Source organism: Bacillus sp. FSL H8-0547, assembly GCA_038002745.1.
Taxonomy (GTDB): Bacteria; Bacillota; Bacilli; order Bacillales; family Bacillaceae; genus Bacillus_P.
Map to the genome: position 1 here is coordinate 290,540 of JBBODD010000001.1, position 17,040 is coordinate 307,579.

The 17,040-nt window shown below is 45.0% G+C and carries 18 protein-coding genes; 7 read left to right on the top strand and 11 right to left on the bottom strand.

Going from position 1 to position 17,040, the window contains the following annotated elements; translation table 11 throughout:
- The first annotated feature begins 74 nt into the window (after positions 1-74).
- The 3 genes from MHB63_01495 to MHB63_01505 all read left to right on the top strand — a co-directional run bounded on the left by MHB63_01495 (position 75) and on the right by MHB63_01505 (position 1,668).
- Positions 75-524, top strand: a complete 450-nt coding sequence (locus MHB63_01495; protein ID MEK3805261.1) for a MarR family transcriptional regulator — start codon at positions 75-77, stop codon at positions 522-524.
- Positions 525-583: 59 nt separating this feature from the next.
- On the top strand, positions 584-739 hold the full coding sequence (locus MHB63_01500; GenBank protein MEK3805262.1) for an aspartyl-phosphate phosphatase Spo0E family protein: 156 nt from the start codon (positions 584-586) through the stop codon (positions 737-739).
- 233 nt (positions 740-972) lie between these two features.
- Complete coding sequence (locus tag MHB63_01505) at positions 973-1,668, top strand: hypothetical protein (GenBank protein ID MEK3805263.1); 696 nt, start codon at positions 973-975, stop codon at positions 1,666-1,668.
- 75 nt (positions 1,669-1,743) lie between these two features.
- Here the strand turns inward: MHB63_01505 and MHB63_01510 are convergent, their stop codons facing one another.
- The 7 genes from MHB63_01510 to MHB63_01540 all read right to left on the bottom strand — a co-directional run bounded on the left by MHB63_01510 (position 1,744) and on the right by MHB63_01540 (position 7,670).
- Positions 1,744-2,142: a hypothetical protein gene (locus tag MHB63_01510; GenBank protein ID MEK3805264.1), complete on the bottom strand. Its 399-nt coding sequence runs from the start codon at positions 2,140-2,142 to the stop codon at positions 1,744-1,746.
- A gap of 40 nt (positions 2,143-2,182) precedes the next feature.
- Entirely contained in the window at positions 2,183-2,515 is a 333-nt protein-coding gene (locus MHB63_01515) for a hypothetical protein (GenBank protein MEK3805265.1), read from the bottom strand.
- 70 nt (positions 2,516-2,585) lie between these two features.
- Positions 2,586-3,581: a LacI family DNA-binding transcriptional regulator gene (locus MHB63_01520; GenBank protein MEK3805266.1), complete on the bottom strand. Its 996-nt coding sequence runs from the start codon at positions 3,579-3,581 to the stop codon at positions 2,586-2,588.
- Positions 3,582-3,740: 159 nt separating this feature from the next.
- On the bottom strand, positions 3,741-4,709 hold the full coding sequence (locus MHB63_01525) for a sugar phosphate isomerase/epimerase (protein MEK3805267.1): 969 nt from the start codon (positions 4,707-4,709) through the stop codon (positions 3,741-3,743).
- Positions 4,710-4,723: 14 nt separating this feature from the next.
- A complete protein-coding gene (locus tag MHB63_01530) occupies positions 4,724-5,482 on the bottom strand; it encodes a sugar phosphate isomerase/epimerase family protein (protein ID MEK3805268.1) in 759 nt (252 codons plus the stop codon).
- A 19-nt stretch (positions 5,483-5,501) separates the two neighbouring features.
- Positions 5,502-6,524: a Gfo/Idh/MocA family oxidoreductase gene (locus MHB63_01535; GenBank protein MEK3805269.1), complete on the bottom strand. Its 1,023-nt coding sequence runs from the start codon at positions 6,522-6,524 to the stop codon at positions 5,502-5,504.
- A gap of 57 nt (positions 6,525-6,581) precedes the next feature.
- Positions 6,582-7,670, bottom strand: a complete 1,089-nt coding sequence (locus tag MHB63_01540; GenBank protein ID MEK3805270.1) for a Gfo/Idh/MocA family oxidoreductase — start codon at positions 7,668-7,670, stop codon at positions 6,582-6,584.
- A gap of 392 nt (positions 7,671-8,062) precedes the next feature.
- Between MHB63_01540 and MHB63_01545 the strand changes: the two genes are divergently transcribed.
- Both MHB63_01545 and MHB63_01550 read left to right on the top strand, forming a co-directional pair.
- Positions 8,063-8,584, top strand: coding sequence for an RNA polymerase sigma factor (locus MHB63_01545; protein ID MEK3805271.1), 522 nt, complete (start codon positions 8,063-8,065; stop codon positions 8,582-8,584).
- Entirely contained in the window at positions 8,577-9,902 is a 1,326-nt protein-coding gene (locus MHB63_01550) for a DUF4179 domain-containing protein (protein MEK3805272.1), read from the top strand. The genes MHB63_01545 and MHB63_01550 overlap by 8 nt, the downstream gene beginning before the upstream one ends.
- 329 nt (positions 9,903-10,231) lie before the next feature.
- Here MHB63_01550 and MHB63_01555 read toward each other — a convergent pair whose 3' ends face one another.
- From MHB63_01555 to MHB63_01570, 4 genes are all read right to left on the bottom strand, one after another.
- The gene (locus tag MHB63_01555) at positions 10,232-10,957 is read right to left on the bottom strand and encodes a Bax inhibitor-1/YccA family protein (GenBank protein MEK3805273.1); all 726 of its coding nucleotides are present in this window, start codon (positions 10,955-10,957) and stop codon (positions 10,232-10,234) included.
- A gap of 185 nt (positions 10,958-11,142) precedes the next feature.
- Positions 11,143-12,276, bottom strand: coding sequence for a glycerate kinase (locus MHB63_01560; GenBank protein ID MEK3805274.1), 1,134 nt, complete (start codon positions 12,274-12,276; stop codon positions 11,143-11,145).
- 12 nt (positions 12,277-12,288) lie between these two features.
- Positions 12,289-13,557 (bottom strand): GntP family permease, encoded by a 1,269-nt coding sequence (locus tag MHB63_01565; protein MEK3805275.1) that lies wholly within the window; start codon positions 13,555-13,557, stop codon positions 12,289-12,291.
- 122 nt (positions 13,558-13,679) lie between these two features.
- Positions 13,680-14,762: a sugar diacid recognition domain-containing protein gene (locus tag MHB63_01570; GenBank protein ID MEK3805276.1), complete on the bottom strand. Its 1,083-nt coding sequence runs from the start codon at positions 14,760-14,762 to the stop codon at positions 13,680-13,682.
- 139 nt (positions 14,763-14,901) lie between these two features.
- Here MHB63_01570 and MHB63_01575 point away from each other — a divergent pair, with 139 nt between their 5' ends.
- Together MHB63_01575 and MHB63_01580 are read left to right on the top strand one after the other, a co-directional pair.
- Entirely contained in the window at positions 14,902-15,438 is a 537-nt protein-coding gene (locus MHB63_01575) for a hypothetical protein (GenBank protein MEK3805277.1), read from the top strand.
- Positions 15,439-15,449: 11 nt separating this feature from the next.
- A complete protein-coding gene (locus tag MHB63_01580) occupies positions 15,450-16,970 on the top strand; it encodes a flotillin family protein (protein MEK3805278.1) in 1,521 nt (506 codons plus the stop codon).
- The last annotated feature ends 70 nt before the right edge of the window (positions 16,971-17,040 follow it).

Below are 17,040 nucleotides of genomic sequence, written 5' to 3' on the forward strand. Positions count from 1 at the left end.
AATTTATTTTTGCAAAACTAATATAACAAGGGTATACTGGTCTTGTCAAATAAGAAATGTCAGGAGAATGTATGATGGCTATAGAGCAATCTCTCAGACTGGAGCAGCAGCTTTGCTTTTCTATTTACGCATGCTCGAGGGAAATGACTAAGCTGTACAGGCCCATCCTGCAGGAGCTTAAGCTGACTTATCCCCAGTACCTGGTCATGCTAGTGTTATGGGAGCAGGAAGAGATGAGTGTAAATGCACTTGGAAAAGAACTGTTTCTTGATTCGGGCACTCTGACACCTCTTTTAAAAAGGCTTGAAGAAGCGGGACTCGTTCAGAGGAACCGGTCAAAAGCAGACGAACGAAAAGTGAACATTTGTCTGACAGAACAAGGACGGAATCTGCAGGCGGATGCCTCACGCGTCCCCGAGTACATGGCTGCAGCAAGCGGACTTACAATAGAGGATTATGAGCGGCTGAACACGGAGTTCAGGCATTTATTAAAAAAACTCACCTCCTCCCAGAAAAAGGTTTAAAATAGGAAAAATCGGCCGATAGTTAAACTATAAACACATGCGGGAAAGCGGTGATGGTTTTGAGCCGAGTAGATCTATTAATTGAAAAGTACCGTCAGAAAATGCTTGAGAGTGCAAGACGAGAGGGACTCAGTTCCCCTTCTACCATCAGAGCGAGCCAGCAGCTTGACCGCCTCTTAAACATTGGCGTCAGAATGCAGGAAGCGTCTAATTGAATTCATGCAAAAACAAAGCCGAGTGAAACCAATCAGGTATCACCCGGCTTTGTTTTTGTTCCTTTTCCAGATTGGATAATAAGCTTAAAATTGGGATTTTTTATATAAAAAAGAGGAAAATCGTGTCATAATGGAAAATGGATTCGGCCTAGCTATTCATGTTAACCGGTTTCGGTTTTGGATAGTCAACACCCGCATCAGGATTTTACTGGATGGTAAGGAGGATATTACAAATGCAAAAGGCATCAATGCTATTTTTACTTCTCGGACTGCTGGCATTGCTTGGAGGATGCACCGAAGATACTGCCAAACCAGAGGATTCCACGAAAAAAAGTCCGCCTGCAGCATCAGCAGAGAACACTACCGATGACGAAGATGTAAGCACAGCTTCAAATGAAACGGAAGAATCCCTTCCGCAGGATACAGCTTCAACAGCTGAAAAAAGCGGCCAAACCCAATCCAAAGAAGGAAGCAGCTCCCAAACCCCCAAAAAGAGTGGGACTGATAATGACAGTTCCAAGGAGACAAGTGATCCACTGGACAGCTATTCCAGAGAAGAAATTGAATATGCGAGGGTCTGGACACAGCTTGGTCCAAATCAGGAGCTTGATGAACTGAATATCAGGCACATTCCCCCGGGAGAGCCGGTCAATCCAAATATAGACAACAGCGCAGTCTTTCCAGGCGGTGTCATCCAATTATCCGGCTCCCGATTAATTGACGGTTCGGTTACTTACAGAGGGAATGGCGACGGGACGATTCACGTGTACGCAACCCCGATGCGCTGGGAAGCTCCTCCGCCTGATGCAGATGAAAAAGAGCTGCAAAAAGATACAGAAGATATCCTCAAAAACACAGAACTGGTGCATATCGAACCAAGGGATGGCCAGGAGATTATCAGCTTGATTGAACGGTTAAAGTTTCGCTGACATCCATACAAAAAACCAGGCCCGAAAATCTGAGCCTGGTTTTTAACATTCATCAACCGCTTCCTTCTATTCGCATCACTCTTGTCTCTTTTCGGCTATCTGATCAACAAAATCAACAATGATCCGGTCATCATCCGTTTCCCTGACGCGAAGAACAATCGCTTTTCTCTCCGTTTGGTCATCCTCGTCATAATAGGCGCGGTAAACGTAAAAGCTTTCTTCCTGAAGATTAAAATCCTTCAGTTCCAGCTTGTCAATTCCCCATTTTTTCTTGAGGGAAATCAATTCTTCGGGTGTATGATAAGCCCCTTTGAGGTAAAGGTCTTTCATCTCCCTTTCATCTTCTTCCAAAATTGCCTCTAACATATCTTCTGCTGCAACAAGCCTCCGGTCTCTTCCTTCGTCTTCGTCCTTGCAGCCTGACAGAAGAAAAGCAAATAAGGCTGTCATGAGAAAGAGCGTAACTTTTTTCACTATAGTCCTCCTGCATGGTGCAAACGACACGTCTCCTGTGTCAGCTTGATAATGTGGACATGTGATCCGGCAAGCTGAACGTAATTTTCTGCATGGCTTCGTTCCAGTCTATTTTCAGCTTCTCGCCAACATCAATATCACAGAGATTTCTTATTTCGCTTGGTATGGTCACGGTTCCTTTGCTGCTTATAATGGTTTCGTTTTCAAAGGTGCTGCTGTCATTTTTCATCAGCTGTATCGTTCTGCCGTCTGTTTGTACAATGACACGCTCACCTGACTGTATGTTTAATTTTTTGCGGATATAGGAAGGAATCATCACTTGACCATTTGACCAAATTTTCACGAAAAATGGGCCTTTTTTCAACGATCTCACTCCATTCCTCTTTAAGATGCCTTCAATTATAACATAAAAAGAGCACCATTTCTCCTCCCGGCTATGCTGTTTAAAGCTGCCTCAGGGCTGTCGAGTTTCTCAGCACAAGTTCAGTCGGCAGCAGATAATCCCTGCCTTCTATCCCTTCATTCAGCGCCTGATAGATCAAATGGGCCGCGAGAGACCCAATTTCGTAGTTGGACTGCTTAACGGTTGATAGCGGCGGAGAGATATACTGAGAGATTTCAATGTCGTCAAATCCAATGATAGAGAGATCATGCGGTATTTTTAAACCCGCTTCCTTAAAGGCTTTAATCGCTCCTACCGCCATTTCGTCATTTGCGCAGAAAACAGCAGACGGGGCGTTCCCCTGCATCATAAGAATTTTGCCCGCAGAGTATCCGCCTTCACGAGTATACTGGCCTTGAAGAATCCAGCTTGGATGGAGATGAATTCCTGAGTCTTTCAGAGCCTGCTTATATCCTTCAAAACGGAGCTGATTGTCCCGGTTATGCGACGGTCCCCCAATGTAGGCAAGCTCTTTATGGCCAAGGTCGATGAGATGCTGCGTTGCCTGATACCCGCCTGAAAAATTATCGACGAGGACATGAATGATGCTGTCACTGTCAAGCTTCCGGTCGAGAACAATAATCGGAAAATCTTCCCTGACGGACTGCAGAATCAGCTCATCCGGAAGGCTTTCAGCAAGAATGATGACTCCGTCCACTCTTCGTTCTCTTAAAAATTTTGTCGCAGTGGTTACATTTCCGCCGATGGCGCTGCAGGCAATCAGCCCGTATTTGTGAGTGAGGAGGGTATCCTGCGCGCCTCTCATCAGTTCTGAATAAAAAGGGCCGGACAGGTCCTGGACAATGATGCCGATTGTTTCTGTTTTGCTTCGCTTTAAATCCCTGGCTATCCCGTTTTTCTGATAGTTCAGGGTTTTGGCAGCTTCCAGAACACGTTTTGCCGTTTCTGAATTCACTCTTGAATTATTGTTTAATGCATAGGATGCTGTGGAAACAGCAACACCGGCCAATTTTGCAACATCTTTGATTGTGGCCATTCTACTCCACCTTACTTTCATGGCTTCTTCTGAATTGCTCCAACAGAGTTTTATGCGCGGGATGCTTGGGGTGAATAAAGAGAGGAAATGGTTCTTTGAAAATAATCCGTACAAGCAGGTATCAAACCCGCCTGTACAGTGTATCCCATAAAGAAGTTCTTATGCCCACCACATATTTGCAGGCTGTTCTTTAATCAGTACGCTCTTTAAGTTTGATACTGCGCGCTGGAAGCCTTCTTCAATCGACATGATCGGATCTTCATGTTCAATGCTTACCACATAGTCATAGCCGTATGTTCTAAGCGCACTGATCATATCTGACCACTCCTGCATGCTGTGTCCGCAGCCGACTGAACGGAAATTCCATGCTCTGGACTGAATTTCTCCGTATGGCTGCATGTCTGTCAGACCATACATGTTGATGTTGTCCTGGTCAAGATACGTATCCTTAGCGTGGAAATGATGAATCGCTCCCGCTTTTCCAAGGATTTTAATCGCTCCAACAGGATCAATTCCCTGCCACCATAAGTGACTTGGATCAAGGTTGGCACCGATGGCTTCACATGTTTCCTCGCGCAATTTCAGCAGCGTGTAAGGAGTGTGAACCAGGAACCCTCCGTGAAGCTCTAATCCGATTTTCACGTTCAGGCTTTGAGCAAGCTCGCCGACTTCCTTCCAGTAAGGAATCAGCTTTTGCTCCCATTGCCACTTCAGAATGTCGCCATATTCGTTCGGCCAAGGGGCAACCGGCCAGTTTGGATATTTAGCATTTTCGTGGTCACCTGCAGTACCTGAAAAGCAGTTGACAACCGGAACGTTCATTTCGTTTGCAAGCTTGATCGTTTTGACAAGTGTTTCATGAGACTCAGCAGCAAAAGCCGAGTCAGGTGAAATCGGATTTCCGTGGCAGCTGAATGCGCTGATTGTCAGTCCGCGGGAAGTAACTTTCTCCAAATACTCATTTTGCTTTTCCTTGTTGCCAAGAAGCTCTTCTAAAGAACAATGTGCATTTCCAGGATAGCAGCCTGTTCCAATCTCAACAGCTTCCACACCTGATGCTTTCACATAATCCAGCATTTCATCGAGGTTTTTATCTGAAAATAAAACCGTGAATACTCCTAGTTTCATCTTGATCTTCCTTTCTATGCTTTTAATAGTTCGTCCATTTTTTTCGAATTAAGCGCAACGGCTTCCATTAACTCGCCTTCAAAATGCTCCTGCTCAGCAATGAACCATGGCAGTTCAAGGTCTTTTCCAAGAGTCAGCAGGCCTTTCATATCAAGGGTTCCTTCGCCAATGACTGTGCTGTGCTTAACACCGTTTGTTTCTTTCATATCTTTAATATGGAGGCTTGCAACACGGTCCCGCTGTTCTTTAATCAGGGAAAGCGGGTCATAGCCGGCATAAGTCACCCAGTAACAGTCAAGCTCAAATTTGACCAGATTGCGGTCTGTTTCCTGAAGCAGGACGTCAAATGGCGTCTGCTCTCCAAATGATTGAAATTCAAAATCGTGGTTATGGTACGCAAGCTGCAGCCCCTGCTGTTTAATCACTTCTCCTGCTTTGTTCAGTTCCTGCGCAACGCGTTTATATGCATCAAGGTCCGTGCGCTGCTCTTCTGTTAAATAAGGAACAATAATTAAATCATTGCCGATTTCTTTATTGTAGGAAATGACTTGGCTGAGCCCGTCCCCTGTCACTTGTTCATAAGGCACATGACTCCCCGCTGCCTTCAGTCTATACTCGTTTAATGCCTCTTTCAGACGGTCTGCCGGCGTGTCGTAATAGCCTGCAAACTGCACCCCTTCGTACCCGCACTCGGCAACTTGTTTTAATGTGCCGAAAAAATCCTTTTCGAGCAGCGTTCTGATTGTATAGAGCTGAAGTCCTTTTTTCGTCATGACATAATCCCCCTTATGATTATAGTTTTACAATCGTTTTCGTTTCGTTCGACTCTAATGCACCAAGTACGATTTTCAGAGATTTGTAGCCTTCTTCCCCTGATACTGCTGGCACTGTATTGCCGATGATGCTGTCGACAAATTTATCAATCACTTTAGATGAGGTTTGTCCGCCTTCATCATTTGACTGAATTTTGCCAAGCTCGTAGTTTACTACTTCACCAGTCGTATATTGTGCGATTAAAGAGAATTGAGGGTGATCTTCTAAACGAAGCACTCCTTTTTCACCATAGATAACCGTCGCATTATCTTCCCTGCTGTATGACCAGCTTGCAGCAAGCGTTCCCATGATGCCGCTTTCTGTTTTAACCACGCAGACAGCGTTATCATCAACGTCTGCTCCCTCTTTTGCTACCGTATCTACAAATGCTGCTACTTCTGTCACTTCTTCGCCAAGAATGTAGCGCATTAAATCAGCTTTATGAACACCAAGGTCTCCCATTGCGCCGATAAACGCATCTTCTTTCTTGAAGAACCAGCTGTCGCGTCCATCAGCACTCCAGCCTTCCGGACCGCCGTGGCCAAATGCTGTGCGGAAAGAAAATACTTTTCCGATATCTCCGTTTTTGATCAGTTCTCTTGCTTTCTCATGAGAAGGCACAAAACGCTGGTTGTGACCGATCATAAGCTTGCGGTTGTTTTTTTCAGCGGCTTGAATCATTGCTTCTGCTTCTTCTTTTGAAGTAGCCATCGGCTTTTCACAAAGAACATGCTTGCCTGCATTCAGCGCATCAATTGACATTGGCGCATGCAGGGCATTCGGAGTACAAACGCTTACAGCGTCGATCTCTTCAAGGGCAAGAAGCTCTCTGTAATCTGTAAATGCTTTTGCATTGTACTGCTGTGCAGTAAGGTTTGCACGGTCTTCGTTAATGTCGCAGACAGCAACGATCTCAGCAAATTTGTTTCCAGCCCATTCAGGCAGATGTCTGTGTTTTGAAATGCTTCCGCATCCGATAATTCCGATTTTTAACGTTTTCATGTTTCTTTTCCTCCTAGTAGTTAAAAAGATGAAATCGATTCCTGCTGCAGAAATCTCTTATTTTTTCTCAAAGTATACTGGTTCTCCGGTTTCGGACGATTTATAAATCGCTTCCAAAATTTCCGTTACAATCAGGGCCTGTTCAGGCTTTACAACTGGATCTTTGTCTTCGACAATTGCTTCAATCCAAAGCCGTGCTTCAATATCTGCTTCGCTTTCGAGTTTTCCGTCCACAACAGATGCTCCGGATTCATCCAGATCAACGTTTGTCGTATAAAGCTTTCCGCGGCGCTCTCCGTTAATGCGGAGACCGCTGTCCATATCCGCTCCGCCTTCTGTTCCCATCAGCGTGCACTTGCTTTCACCGATATTAACGGTATTCAATGCCCAGCTTGATTCGAGGAAAATGGTTGCGCCATTTTGCATCGTAATATAGGCAAACGCCGAATCTTCCACCTGAAACTTTTCAGGATCCCATGGTCCCCAGAGGTTTGCCGCATTTTCCTTAGGTCCAAGCTTATGAAAAGCTGTTCCGATAACCATTTTCGGCTCATAATTATCCATCATCCAAAGTGTCAGATCCAGGGCATGAGTGCCGATGTCAATCAGCGGTCCGCCTCCCTGTTTCTCCTTATCAAGGAACACTCCCCAAGTCGGCACTGCACGTCTTCTGACTGCATGGGCCTTCGCAAAATAAATATCGCCAAGCTCCCCTTCTTCGCAGAGATTTTTCAGGTGAAGGCTGTCTGCGCGGTAGCGGTTCTGATAAGCAACAGACAGCTTTTTGCCTGTGCGCTTCGCTGTTTCAAGCATTCTTTTCGCTTCTGCAGCTGATGTTGCCATCGGCTTTTCACACATAACATGCTTGCCTGCCTCAAGGGCTGCAATTGAAATATCTGAATGGGAATCATTCGGTGTGCAGACATGAACGACATCAATACCCGGATTTGCAAGCAATTCCTTATAATCTGTGTAATGTTCAGCCATCTCTGAACCAAACTGCATTTTTGCTTCGATGGCTCTTTCTTCCACAAGATCAAAGAATGCCACCATCTGAACATTCTTCAGGCGTGCGAGAGCAGGCATATGCTTGCCGGTTGCAATTCCTCCGCACCCGATAATTCCAACTCGAACAATCGTACTCATTGTCCACCTCCGGGTTCATTCCGGCCCATTGTCAGGACCCGTTCTGGAAGCGTGCTTAAGCCGCTGCCGTATTTATAAGTGATTTGAAACGTTTCACAAGATATGGGGCATTTATGTATAAATCCCTTATTCCTGTTCTTCTAAATCAATGTGAAACGTTTCGACAAACCCATTTTAACATGAAAGCGCTTTTAATCAAACAAAAAATTAAAAAATATTTATCTCTCACAATCGTTTTCTTGTAAGCTAAAAAAGAATGAAAATTGAAAACTTTTTCAGACGTTTGAAGTCTAATGAATAAAGAGGAAAAAGCTTTCACAAGAAACTAGGTTCATGTCAAACTTGCTTTTTTTATAAACAGGATATATGACCCCATCAAGGAGGAATCCCCATTGACAGATCCCACTCTCGCCAAGGCAGCGATCAGGGGCGATGACCGGGCCTTTCTGCTCGTAATGAAACAGCATAAAGAACAGCTTTACCGGACCGCCTATTTGTATTTGAAAAATGAAAACGATGCGATTGAAGCTGTTCAGGAAGTAACGTACCGTGCGTATAAATCACTCAAAAAAGTGAAGGAGCCGTCTTATTTTACAACATACCTGATCCGAATCATGATGAACTACTGCCATGATCAGCTGAATCGTCAAAGGAAAGTGAAGCTTGACGAAAAGCTTGCCTCATCGGGTACGGCTGCAGATTCCCTGCATTCCGTGGAAATTCAGGAGGCGCTAAGCAGCCTCAGTGAAAAATATCAGATTGTCATCGTCATGAAATATTTCCAGGATCTGAAAATAATAGAAATAGCCGAACAGTTAAACTGTCCGGAAAGCACTGTTAAAACAAGACTGAAAAAAGCGCTTGCCCTGCTTAGACAGCAGCTGGAAGAAAACGGAGGTGATGGTCATGTTTGAAAAGGAAGAATATAAGCTGAAGCAGATCAGGACGAAAACAGACATGATTGCCGTTCCTTTTGACGAACTCGATGATGCCATCATGGCCGGATATCAGAAAGCGAAAACGGAAAAAAGGCCGTATTCATTAAAATGGGCCGCTATAGCTGCTTCATTATTCATTTTTACGTTTATCACCTTAGTCAGAGTTTCTCCAGCATTTGCTTCCTATGTCAGTTCAATCCCGGGCATGGAACATGTAGTCGAAATCATCAGATACAATAAAGGGTTAATGTCTGCCGCCGAAAATGATTTTGTACAGGAAATCGGTGTGTCTGATGAGAAAAACGGCATAGTAATCACCCTGAACTCGGCCATTGTCGACCAGAGAAAGCTCCGTATCTTCTATACAGTTCAAAACAAGTCAGAAAAAGCTGATGTCGGATTGGAGAATGTCAAACTAACATCCGGAACAAACAATCTTAACGAAAATGCGATGTTTAGTTACGGCCATACCGATGAAACGATCGCGCATAATGAAAGCGAACATTCGTCGATTGACTACGACTTTGCTGAACCAATGAACCATGAGGATTTCAAGCTGAACATTGTTGTGAAGACACAAAGACCTCTGTCAAGAGCTCAAGAAGATACGTTTCAATTCGAGTTTAAACTGGATCAGGATTTAGTGAAGGAAAAGATGAGAGAGATTGAGATGAACAAAACCGTTTCAGTAGAAAACCAGAAGATCACATTCAGAAAACTTGAAATTACTCCTCTCTCTTCAGCCCTTTACGTGGAATATGATCAAGAGAATACGATGGAGTTATTCGCCTTCGATGATATCAGGCTGACAGATGAAAAAGGCGAGCCGTGGTCTCTTTTCCAAAATGGCTTAGTGGGAACGGAAGTCAGCGCCACAGAAGATGTGATTTATCTGGAGAGCAATTACTTTGAAACACCAAAGGAGCTGTATCTGGAATTCAGCAGGATACGGGGAGTGAGTAAAAATGATCTGGAGGTTATCATCGATCCTGTCAAAAAAACAGTAGTTAAACAGCCGCAAGACAATGTTTTCAGCCTTATAGAAGTTTCTGAAAATGAAGTTTCCTTCACCTATACCGAAGATAGAGAAATGTCCAGCATGCTGATTAATGACGTGACTGATGCTAATGGAAAAAGCGTCTATGTCCACTCTTACAATGAGGACTTTGGAGACAGCAAGAAACGGTTCTCTGTTCGATTTGACCGCCGAAAAGCAGGCAGCGGCCCCCTGACTATGAAGTTTATAGACTACCCCGGCTTTATTAAGGAAAAAACAAAAATCAACATCAAATAAAAAGGGACTGGGACGAAACATAGAACAGGTTGAATCGCACCAAATGTAACATTGATAAGCTGTACTTAGAATTGGCTCAGAGCTGAAACAAAAAGCCGTTTATCTTATGCTATTTGAACACCGGCTGGAGATTATACCGTATGATAACGCTTGAATCTTATGCTATATGAACACAGTTCGCTGATTATACCGTATGAAGAGGATAAATCGTAAGCTTAAAAGCCCGAGAACAGATTACAAAATAGTCTAGTATAACTAACATAAAAAAGGGTGAGTTTGATCATTTATAATCAAATTCACCCTTTATTCCTGTCCCAGCCTCATCCTTTTCAGTTGCGGCGCAGTTTTGCAAGCAGGCGCAATATCTCCAGGTACAGCCAGACAAGCGTGACCAGAAGTGCAAAGCCTGCATACCATTCCATGTGCTTAGGAAGCCCTGCATTCGACCCATTTTCAATAAAATCAAAATCCAAAACAAGGTTTAGAGATGCGACAATCACGATTGCAACCGAAATGAGGATTCCAATCGGACTTGCATCATGCAAAAACGGAATGGCTACACCGAAAAACCCAAGAATAAACGACAGCAAATACATAATTAAAATGCCAAAGGTTGCGGCAAACACACCCAGCCTGAAGTTGCGCGTCACTTTAATCAGTCTGAAGCGATAAGCCAGCAGCAAAGCTAAAAACACACTTGCCGTCAAAAGGACCGCCTGCATCACGATACCTTCATAGAGGGATGCGTAATAGGCTGAGATGCCCCCTACAAACATTCCTTCAAGGACCGCATACACGGGCGCAAGCACCGGCGCTGTTTTCGGAACAAAGCTTACAATCAGTGCAATGACAAACCCGCCGATTGCCCCTCCGATCATGATGGCAGATACGTCCTGCCCCTGTGCACTGTAATACCAGGCAGCTCCTGCGGCCGTTATTAAAATAAAGAGCAGCAGAAACGATTTATTAATGGCACCCATCAGCGTCATCGGCTGGCTGGAATAAGAACCTTCCCGTTTTGCAAAAGCTTTCAAAGCAGGATTCGATGTTCTCATAAGATCAACTCCTTTTTCTCAACTTGTAATACGTACAGATGCGGAAAAAGTTTCACAGTGAACGCAGCTTACTAGTTTCATTATATCGCAATGATCTCTTATTATGAAAATCTTCTGCCGCAAAGTTCTTCAAGGGGTATTAGAGGTGTTCCATCACAAAAACAAGAAGACCGCATGCGGTCTCCTTATTGCTTCAGCTTCAGAATGTGCCCGATATTTGCCATTGTTTGCTCTACATACTGAGGACCCTTTCTCAGCGCTTCTTCGAGTGTGACTATGCCTGGCACAATAGAAAATACAGATCCAATCCCAGCTTCATAAACAGATTCATATCCTTCTCCAATTGTACCGGTAAGAGCTATTACAGGAATTCCGTGTTCCTTCGCAAGCTTTGATACGCCCGCAGGAGTCTTGCCATGGATGGTCTGGCCGTCAATTCTGCCTTCCCCTGTGATGACAAGGTCTGCATCTGATATGTGCTGTTTAAGATTCACTGCAGTTAATACAATATCCACTCCACTTTTAAGTTCAGCGTTTAAGAAGGCCATCAGTCCCGCTCCCAGCCCTCCGGCAGCGCCAGCTCCCTTTGTTTGCGCCACATCTGCCCCGGTTGTCTGTTTTAAAAGGGATGCGAAATGGGCAAGATTGCGGTCAAGTACAGCAACCGATTCGGCCGTTGCCCCCTTTTGCGGGCCGAATATGGCAGATGCACCATTTGGCCCTGTTAAAGGATTGTCCACATCGCACGCTACTTCTATTTTCACTTTTGAAAGTTCAGGCATTAAGCCTGAAACATCAATTTCCGCAAGCTCCGCCAATGACCCTCCGCCATGTCCGATTTCCTTTTTCTGATTATCCAGAAAGAGAACTCCGAGTGCTCTTGCCATCCCCATTCCGCCGTCATTTGTTGCACTGCCGCCGATGCCGATGATGATATGTTCAGCTCCCTTTTTGACCGCATCCCTGATCAGCTCTCCAGTACCTGCCGTTGTCGTTATAAGAGGGTTTCTCCGTTCCGCCGGCACTAAATGCAGGCCGGAGGCAGATGCCATTTCGATAACTGCCGTTTTTCCGTCACCAAGCCAGCCGTACTCCGCATCTGCAGGATGGCCAAGCGGCCCCGTGACAGACAGTTTCGTCATCGTGCCGTTCGTGGCATCAACAAGCGCCTGCACAGTCCCCTCTCCGCCGTCTGCAACAGGCACTTTTACAATTTCCGCCCCGGGAAACGTCTGTTTAAGACCTCTTTCAGCCGCTTCGCATACTTCAAGGGCCGTCATGCTTTCTTTAAAAGAATCAGGTGCGATGACAATCTTCATCTCGAACATCTCCTATCCAAACAGTTTAAATACACCAAAGATCAGGGTAGAAATCACCGCAAGTGTCAGCCCGACAAGTGATTCATAAGGAATAAGCTTCATTCTCTCCTTCATTCCCATAAACACACTGCCTCCTGTTGCATGGAAGAAGCTTCCGTGCGGAAGGTGATCAAGGACTGTTGCGCCCGCATGAACCATAGCCGCACCTGCAAGTGCAGGTATTCCAATCTCCAAAATCGCCGGAGCAAACACACTGCTCGCAACAGCTGTTCCTGCTGTTGTAGAGGCTGTTGCTGCTGACATTAAAATCCCGGAGGCAGGCGCCAAAATATAGGCAGGCAGACCGGAAGCATTGAGCCCTGCAACAATGACATCTTTCAGACCGGAATTTGCGATGATGCCTGCCAGTGTACCGGTTCCAATCAGCATGATCGCAACACCTGACATTTTCAGTAACCCGGATGCTGCAAACTCTGTTAAACGCGTCATATTTTTTGTAGCAATTGCACCGATCAGCCCCCCTGCAGGCAATGCAATAATCGGATCTATGGCTATATCAAAGGCAGGCCGCAGGGAAAGAAGCAGAATTGCTGCAACCGGCCCGCTGACAGCTGCCGCAAATGATGGAAGGCTGCCTCCATCATTTGAAATGATTTCTTCCGACTTGATCTGCTCGCCTTTTCTCACCATTCTCTTAGCAAGCACATATGTGACGGCCACACCGAAAATGGCAGGAATGGCACCTGCCGCCATGACCGATGTTAAAGGAACATTAAACGCATCAGAAGCTGCTATCGTATTCGGATTCGGCGACATAATATTTCCCGCTTTGCCTCCTCCGATCATGGCAAGGAGTATCGCAGGCTTTGACAGCTTCGCTTTATATGCGATGGCCAGGGCAATCGGTGCCACTGTAATGACGGCCACATCCACGAAAACACCAACCATAGTAAGCAGCATGGTTGATAAGACCAGAGCAAGAAGCGAACGCTTCTCTCCGATTTTTTTTATAATTGTATCAGCAATCACCGAGGCAGATCCTGATTCAATCAGTACTCCAGCCAGTACTCCTGCAGCCAGAATTCTTAGAACCGCGGGGGTAATATCTTTTGCTCCCGCAATCATCAGCTCAACGGTTTCTGTCAGATTCACTCCGCCCAGAAGCCCCCCAATAAGAGCTCCTGCCATCATTCCATACGCGGGAGGAACTTTTTTCAGAATGAGAAAAATGGCTGCAATGAGTGCGCATAACGCTCCGAAAGCGCTTACTTGAATATCCATCGTGATTTCCTCCTTCTCTCTTTTTGCTCCTTTCATTGTAACCGCTTACTTTTGTGAAATCATTGTCCATACAGACAAAAAAAGACGGCCTGTCAGTGCCTCTTTTTTGTGCATATGCACAATCAGACAACCAGCAAAGCCGTATACAGCGTCAGTAAATCTTTCATTTTCCTTGGATTCAGAGAGGTCGATTCTTCTATTTTATCAAGCCTGTATCTCAGTGTATTTCGATGAATAAACAGCTCTTCTGCTGTATGGTTCATATCTCCGTTCTGATTGAAAAATAATCGCAGAGTGTCAAGTAGCTCACCGTTTTTGTCCATTTCATCAAAAGCGTTCTTAATATCCTGTAAGTAAACATCCTTTTGTTTGTCATATCCCCTGCGAATTAATACAGGCAGCGCCATTTCTTTATACTGAATAAACGAACCTTCTCGCGCTCCTCCTGAAGCTAGGGCATCCTTTGCACTTTCATACGACAGGGCAGGACCGTTAAACCCCTTATAAACGTACCCCGCTGCCCCTCTATGCGCGTACTGCTGCGAAAGTTCCGCCATTTTCATTAAAAATGCAGGGCTTTGACTTGAGCGGCAGTCTTTAAGAAGGACAATTTCCGCAGCACCCGGAATGACAATCAAGCCATCTGCATCTGCAGCGTCTTCAAGCTGTTTTAAGAAGAGATTCCGCTTCTTTAAATTCATATCCTCTTTTAGAACAAAGACAATTGCCTGCCTTTCAATGTCCAGATTAATCCTCAGCCTTTGGGCACGTTGTGCAAATTCTCTCCTGTCGATTATTTTTCCTTTTATCAGCTGGATCAGTGTTTCCTGCCTCAACGTTTCATTCCAACGTATTTGATCTGACAAATAAGCCTGCTCAATGGTCAGTTCTGCCGCCATTTTCACAAGTTCTCCAAGCGGTCCTACAACATCCGGATCTCCGGTAATGCCAATGACTCCAATTAATTCATGATGAAAATAGATTGGCAGGTTTACTCCTTTTTTCATCCGTTTCTTGCCGTCTTCTTCTGACACAACGGCTTTTTTCCCGGTTTGAATGACACTTATTGCACCGGTATGTATGTCCCCAAGCCTTTTTCTATCTCCTGAACCAATGATTGTGCCGTCTTTGTCCATGACATTGATGTTATATGGAATGATGGACATTGTCCTTGATACGATTTCGTTTGCGAGTTTTTCATTCATTGTCTGTCACCTGCTGATTTTTGATTTATCTTACCACAGCTCCATTATTCGGAATTAATGAAACTTTCTGTCAAGTGGAGCGTATTACTGATTGAAGGCCTATTCCTTTTCTTCCGCAGTTTAAAACGGTCAGGGGGTGATCACCATTTCAGTTCATACTATTGAGGCCATTTACCTTGCAGGACTCATTATTGCCGGTGTTCTGACTCTTATCTTCGTCTTTTTCGGAGACATCGTTGAAGGAATCAGCGAAGCCGTCCCTTTTTTCAGTCCCACACTTGTTCTCGCTTTTATCACATTCTTTTGTGCGGGCGGATACATCTTTGAAGTAACCGGCATTTTCTCTTCCATATTTTCTGCTGTTCTTTCCGTTATGGCATCCTGTGTCCTTGTTGCTCTTCTTCATTTTTTCGTCCTCGTGCCTTTGTCATCTGCAGAAGAGTCTCTTTCTTATCATGAATCGGATTTAAAAGGCCGAACAGGACAGGTCATTACATCTATTCCTGCAGACGGCTTTGGAGAAGTGCTGCTTACAAGCAGCGTGGGGTCCATTTCAAAAACGGCCTCAAGCTTTGATCATACACCAATTGCAGGAGGCACGAAAATACTGGTGATTGAAAGCAAAAACAGCATCGTCTATGTAGCACCCTATCAGCCATTCGAAGAAACTCTTTAGGAGGAATTTTTATGTTAACTACTATCATTGTCATTGCTGGAATTGCTCTATTTGTCCTAATCGCTCTGCTTGCAGTTTTTGTTGCCAAGTACCGTACTGCAGGACCTGATGAAGCATTGATCGTGACGGGAAGCTATCTGGGCAGCAAAAATGTCCACATGGATGAAAACAGCAATAAAATTAAAATTGTACGCGGAGGAGGAACGTTCGTACTGCCTGTCTTTCAGCAGGCTGAACCGCTGAGCCTCCTGTCAAGCAAGCTTGATGTATCAACTCCGGAAGTGTATACAGAACAAGGCGTTCCGGTCATGGCAGACGGCACAGCAATTATTAAAATCGGAGGTTCTATCAGCGAGATCGCAACCGCTGCCGAACAATTTCTCGGGAAATCAAAAACAGACAGAGAGCAGGAGGCTCGTGAAGTTCTTGAAGGGCATCTGCGCTCCATTCTTGGCTCTATGACGGTAGAGGAAATCTACAAAAACAGGGAGAAGTTTTCACAGGAAGTACAGCGGGTAGCTTCTCAAGACCTGGCAAAAATGGGTCTTGTCATTGTCTCCTTTACCATTAAAGATGTCCGGGACAAAAACGGGTATCTCGATTCGCTTGGAAAGCCCCGTATCGCACAGGTAAAGCGGGACGCAGATATTGCAACAGCGGAAGCCGAGAAAGAAACGCGCATTAAACGTGCTGAGGCAGCAAAAGAAGCAAAAAAATCAGAGCTTGAGAGAGCAACAGAAATTGCAGAAGCTGAAAAAATGAATCAGCTGAAAATGGCAGAGTACAGAAGAGACCAGGATACTGCTAAAGCAAACGCTGACCAAGCCTATGATCTTGAAGCCGCAAAAGCAAGACAGAAGGTCACTGAACAGGAAATGCAGGTCAAAATCATTGAACGCCAGAAGCAGATCGAGCTTGAAGAAAGAGAAATCCTGCGCCGCGAGCTTCAATACGATTCTGAAGTAAAGAAAAAAGCAGACGCTGACCGTTATTCAGTAGAACAAGCCGCTGCAGCAGAAAAAGCGAAACAGCTTGCAGATGCAGACGCAAATCAATACCGCATTGAGGCACTTGCAAGAGCAGAAGCTGAACGAATCCGCATGGACGGTCTCGCAAAGGCTGAAGCTGAACGTGCTCAAGGGGAAACAGAAGCTGAAATCATCCGCCTCAAAGGACTTGCAGAAGCTGAAGCTAAGGAAAAAATTGCAGAAGCCTTTGAACAATACGGCAAGGCAGCCGTACTCGATATGATTGTGAAAATGCTTCCTGAATATGCCAAGCAAGTAGCTGCTCCCCTATCCAATATTGATAAAATTACTGTCGTGGACACTGGAGGCGGCGGAGAAAACAGCGGAGCAAATAAAATCACAGGCTATGCTACAAATCTCATGAGCTCACTGCAGGAAACACTGAAGGCATCATCCGGCATTGATATGAAAGAACTGATAGAAAACTACTCCGGCAAAGGGAATATCAGACAAAGCATCGATCAGCTTTCATTAAGACAAAAAGAGGCAGATCAAGCTGAATAATTTCAGCGAAAAAAAGCGCATGCCGGTGTCGGCATGCGCAAGCAGGAAGAGGTGTCTTACAAACATGAGG

What these genes read in the sequence shown, in the direction of transcription:
- MHB63_01495 (MEK3805261.1), top strand. Translation starts at nt 75, where the DNA reads ATGGCTATAGAGCAATCTCTCAGACTGGAGCAGCAGCTTTGCTTTTCT.
- MHB63_01505 (MEK3805263.1), top strand. Translation starts at nt 973, where the DNA reads ATGCAAAAGGCATCAATGCTATTTTTACTTCTCGGACTGCTGGCATTG.
- MHB63_01520 (MEK3805266.1), bottom strand. Translation starts at nt 3,581, where the DNA reads ATGGCCACAATCAAAGATGTTGCAAAATTGGCCGGTGTTGCTGTTTCC.
- MHB63_01525 (MEK3805267.1), bottom strand. Translation starts at nt 4,709, where the DNA reads ATGAAACTAGGAGTATTCACGGTTTTATTTTCAGATAAAAACCTCGAT.
- MHB63_01530 (MEK3805268.1), bottom strand. Translation starts at nt 5,482, where the DNA reads ATGACGAAAAAAGGACTTCAGCTCTATACAATCAGAACGCTGCTCGAA.
- MHB63_01535 (MEK3805269.1), bottom strand. Translation starts at nt 6,524, where the DNA reads ATGAAAACGTTAAAAATCGGAATTATCGGATGCGGAAGCATTTCAAAA.
- MHB63_01540 (MEK3805270.1), bottom strand. Translation starts at nt 7,670, where the DNA reads ATGAGTACGATTGTTCGAGTTGGAATTATCGGGTGCGGAGGAATTGCA.
- MHB63_01550 (MEK3805272.1), top strand. Translation starts at nt 8,577, where the DNA reads ATGTTTGAAAAGGAAGAATATAAGCTGAAGCAGATCAGGACGAAAACA.
- MHB63_01555 (MEK3805273.1), bottom strand. Translation starts at nt 10,957, where the DNA reads ATGAGAACATCGAATCCTGCTTTGAAAGCTTTTGCAAAACGGGAAGGT.
- MHB63_01560 (MEK3805274.1), bottom strand. Translation starts at nt 12,276, where the DNA reads ATGAAGATTGTCATCGCACCTGATTCTTTTAAAGAAAGCATGACGGCC.
- MHB63_01565 (MEK3805275.1), bottom strand. Translation starts at nt 13,557, where the DNA reads ATGGATATTCAAGTAAGCGCTTTCGGAGCGTTATGCGCACTCATTGCA.
- MHB63_01570 (MEK3805276.1), bottom strand. Translation starts at nt 14,762, where the DNA reads ATGAATGAAAAACTCGCAAACGAAATCGTATCAAGGACAATGTCCATC.
- MHB63_01580 (MEK3805278.1), top strand. Translation starts at nt 15,450, where the DNA reads ATGTTAACTACTATCATTGTCATTGCTGGAATTGCTCTATTTGTCCTA.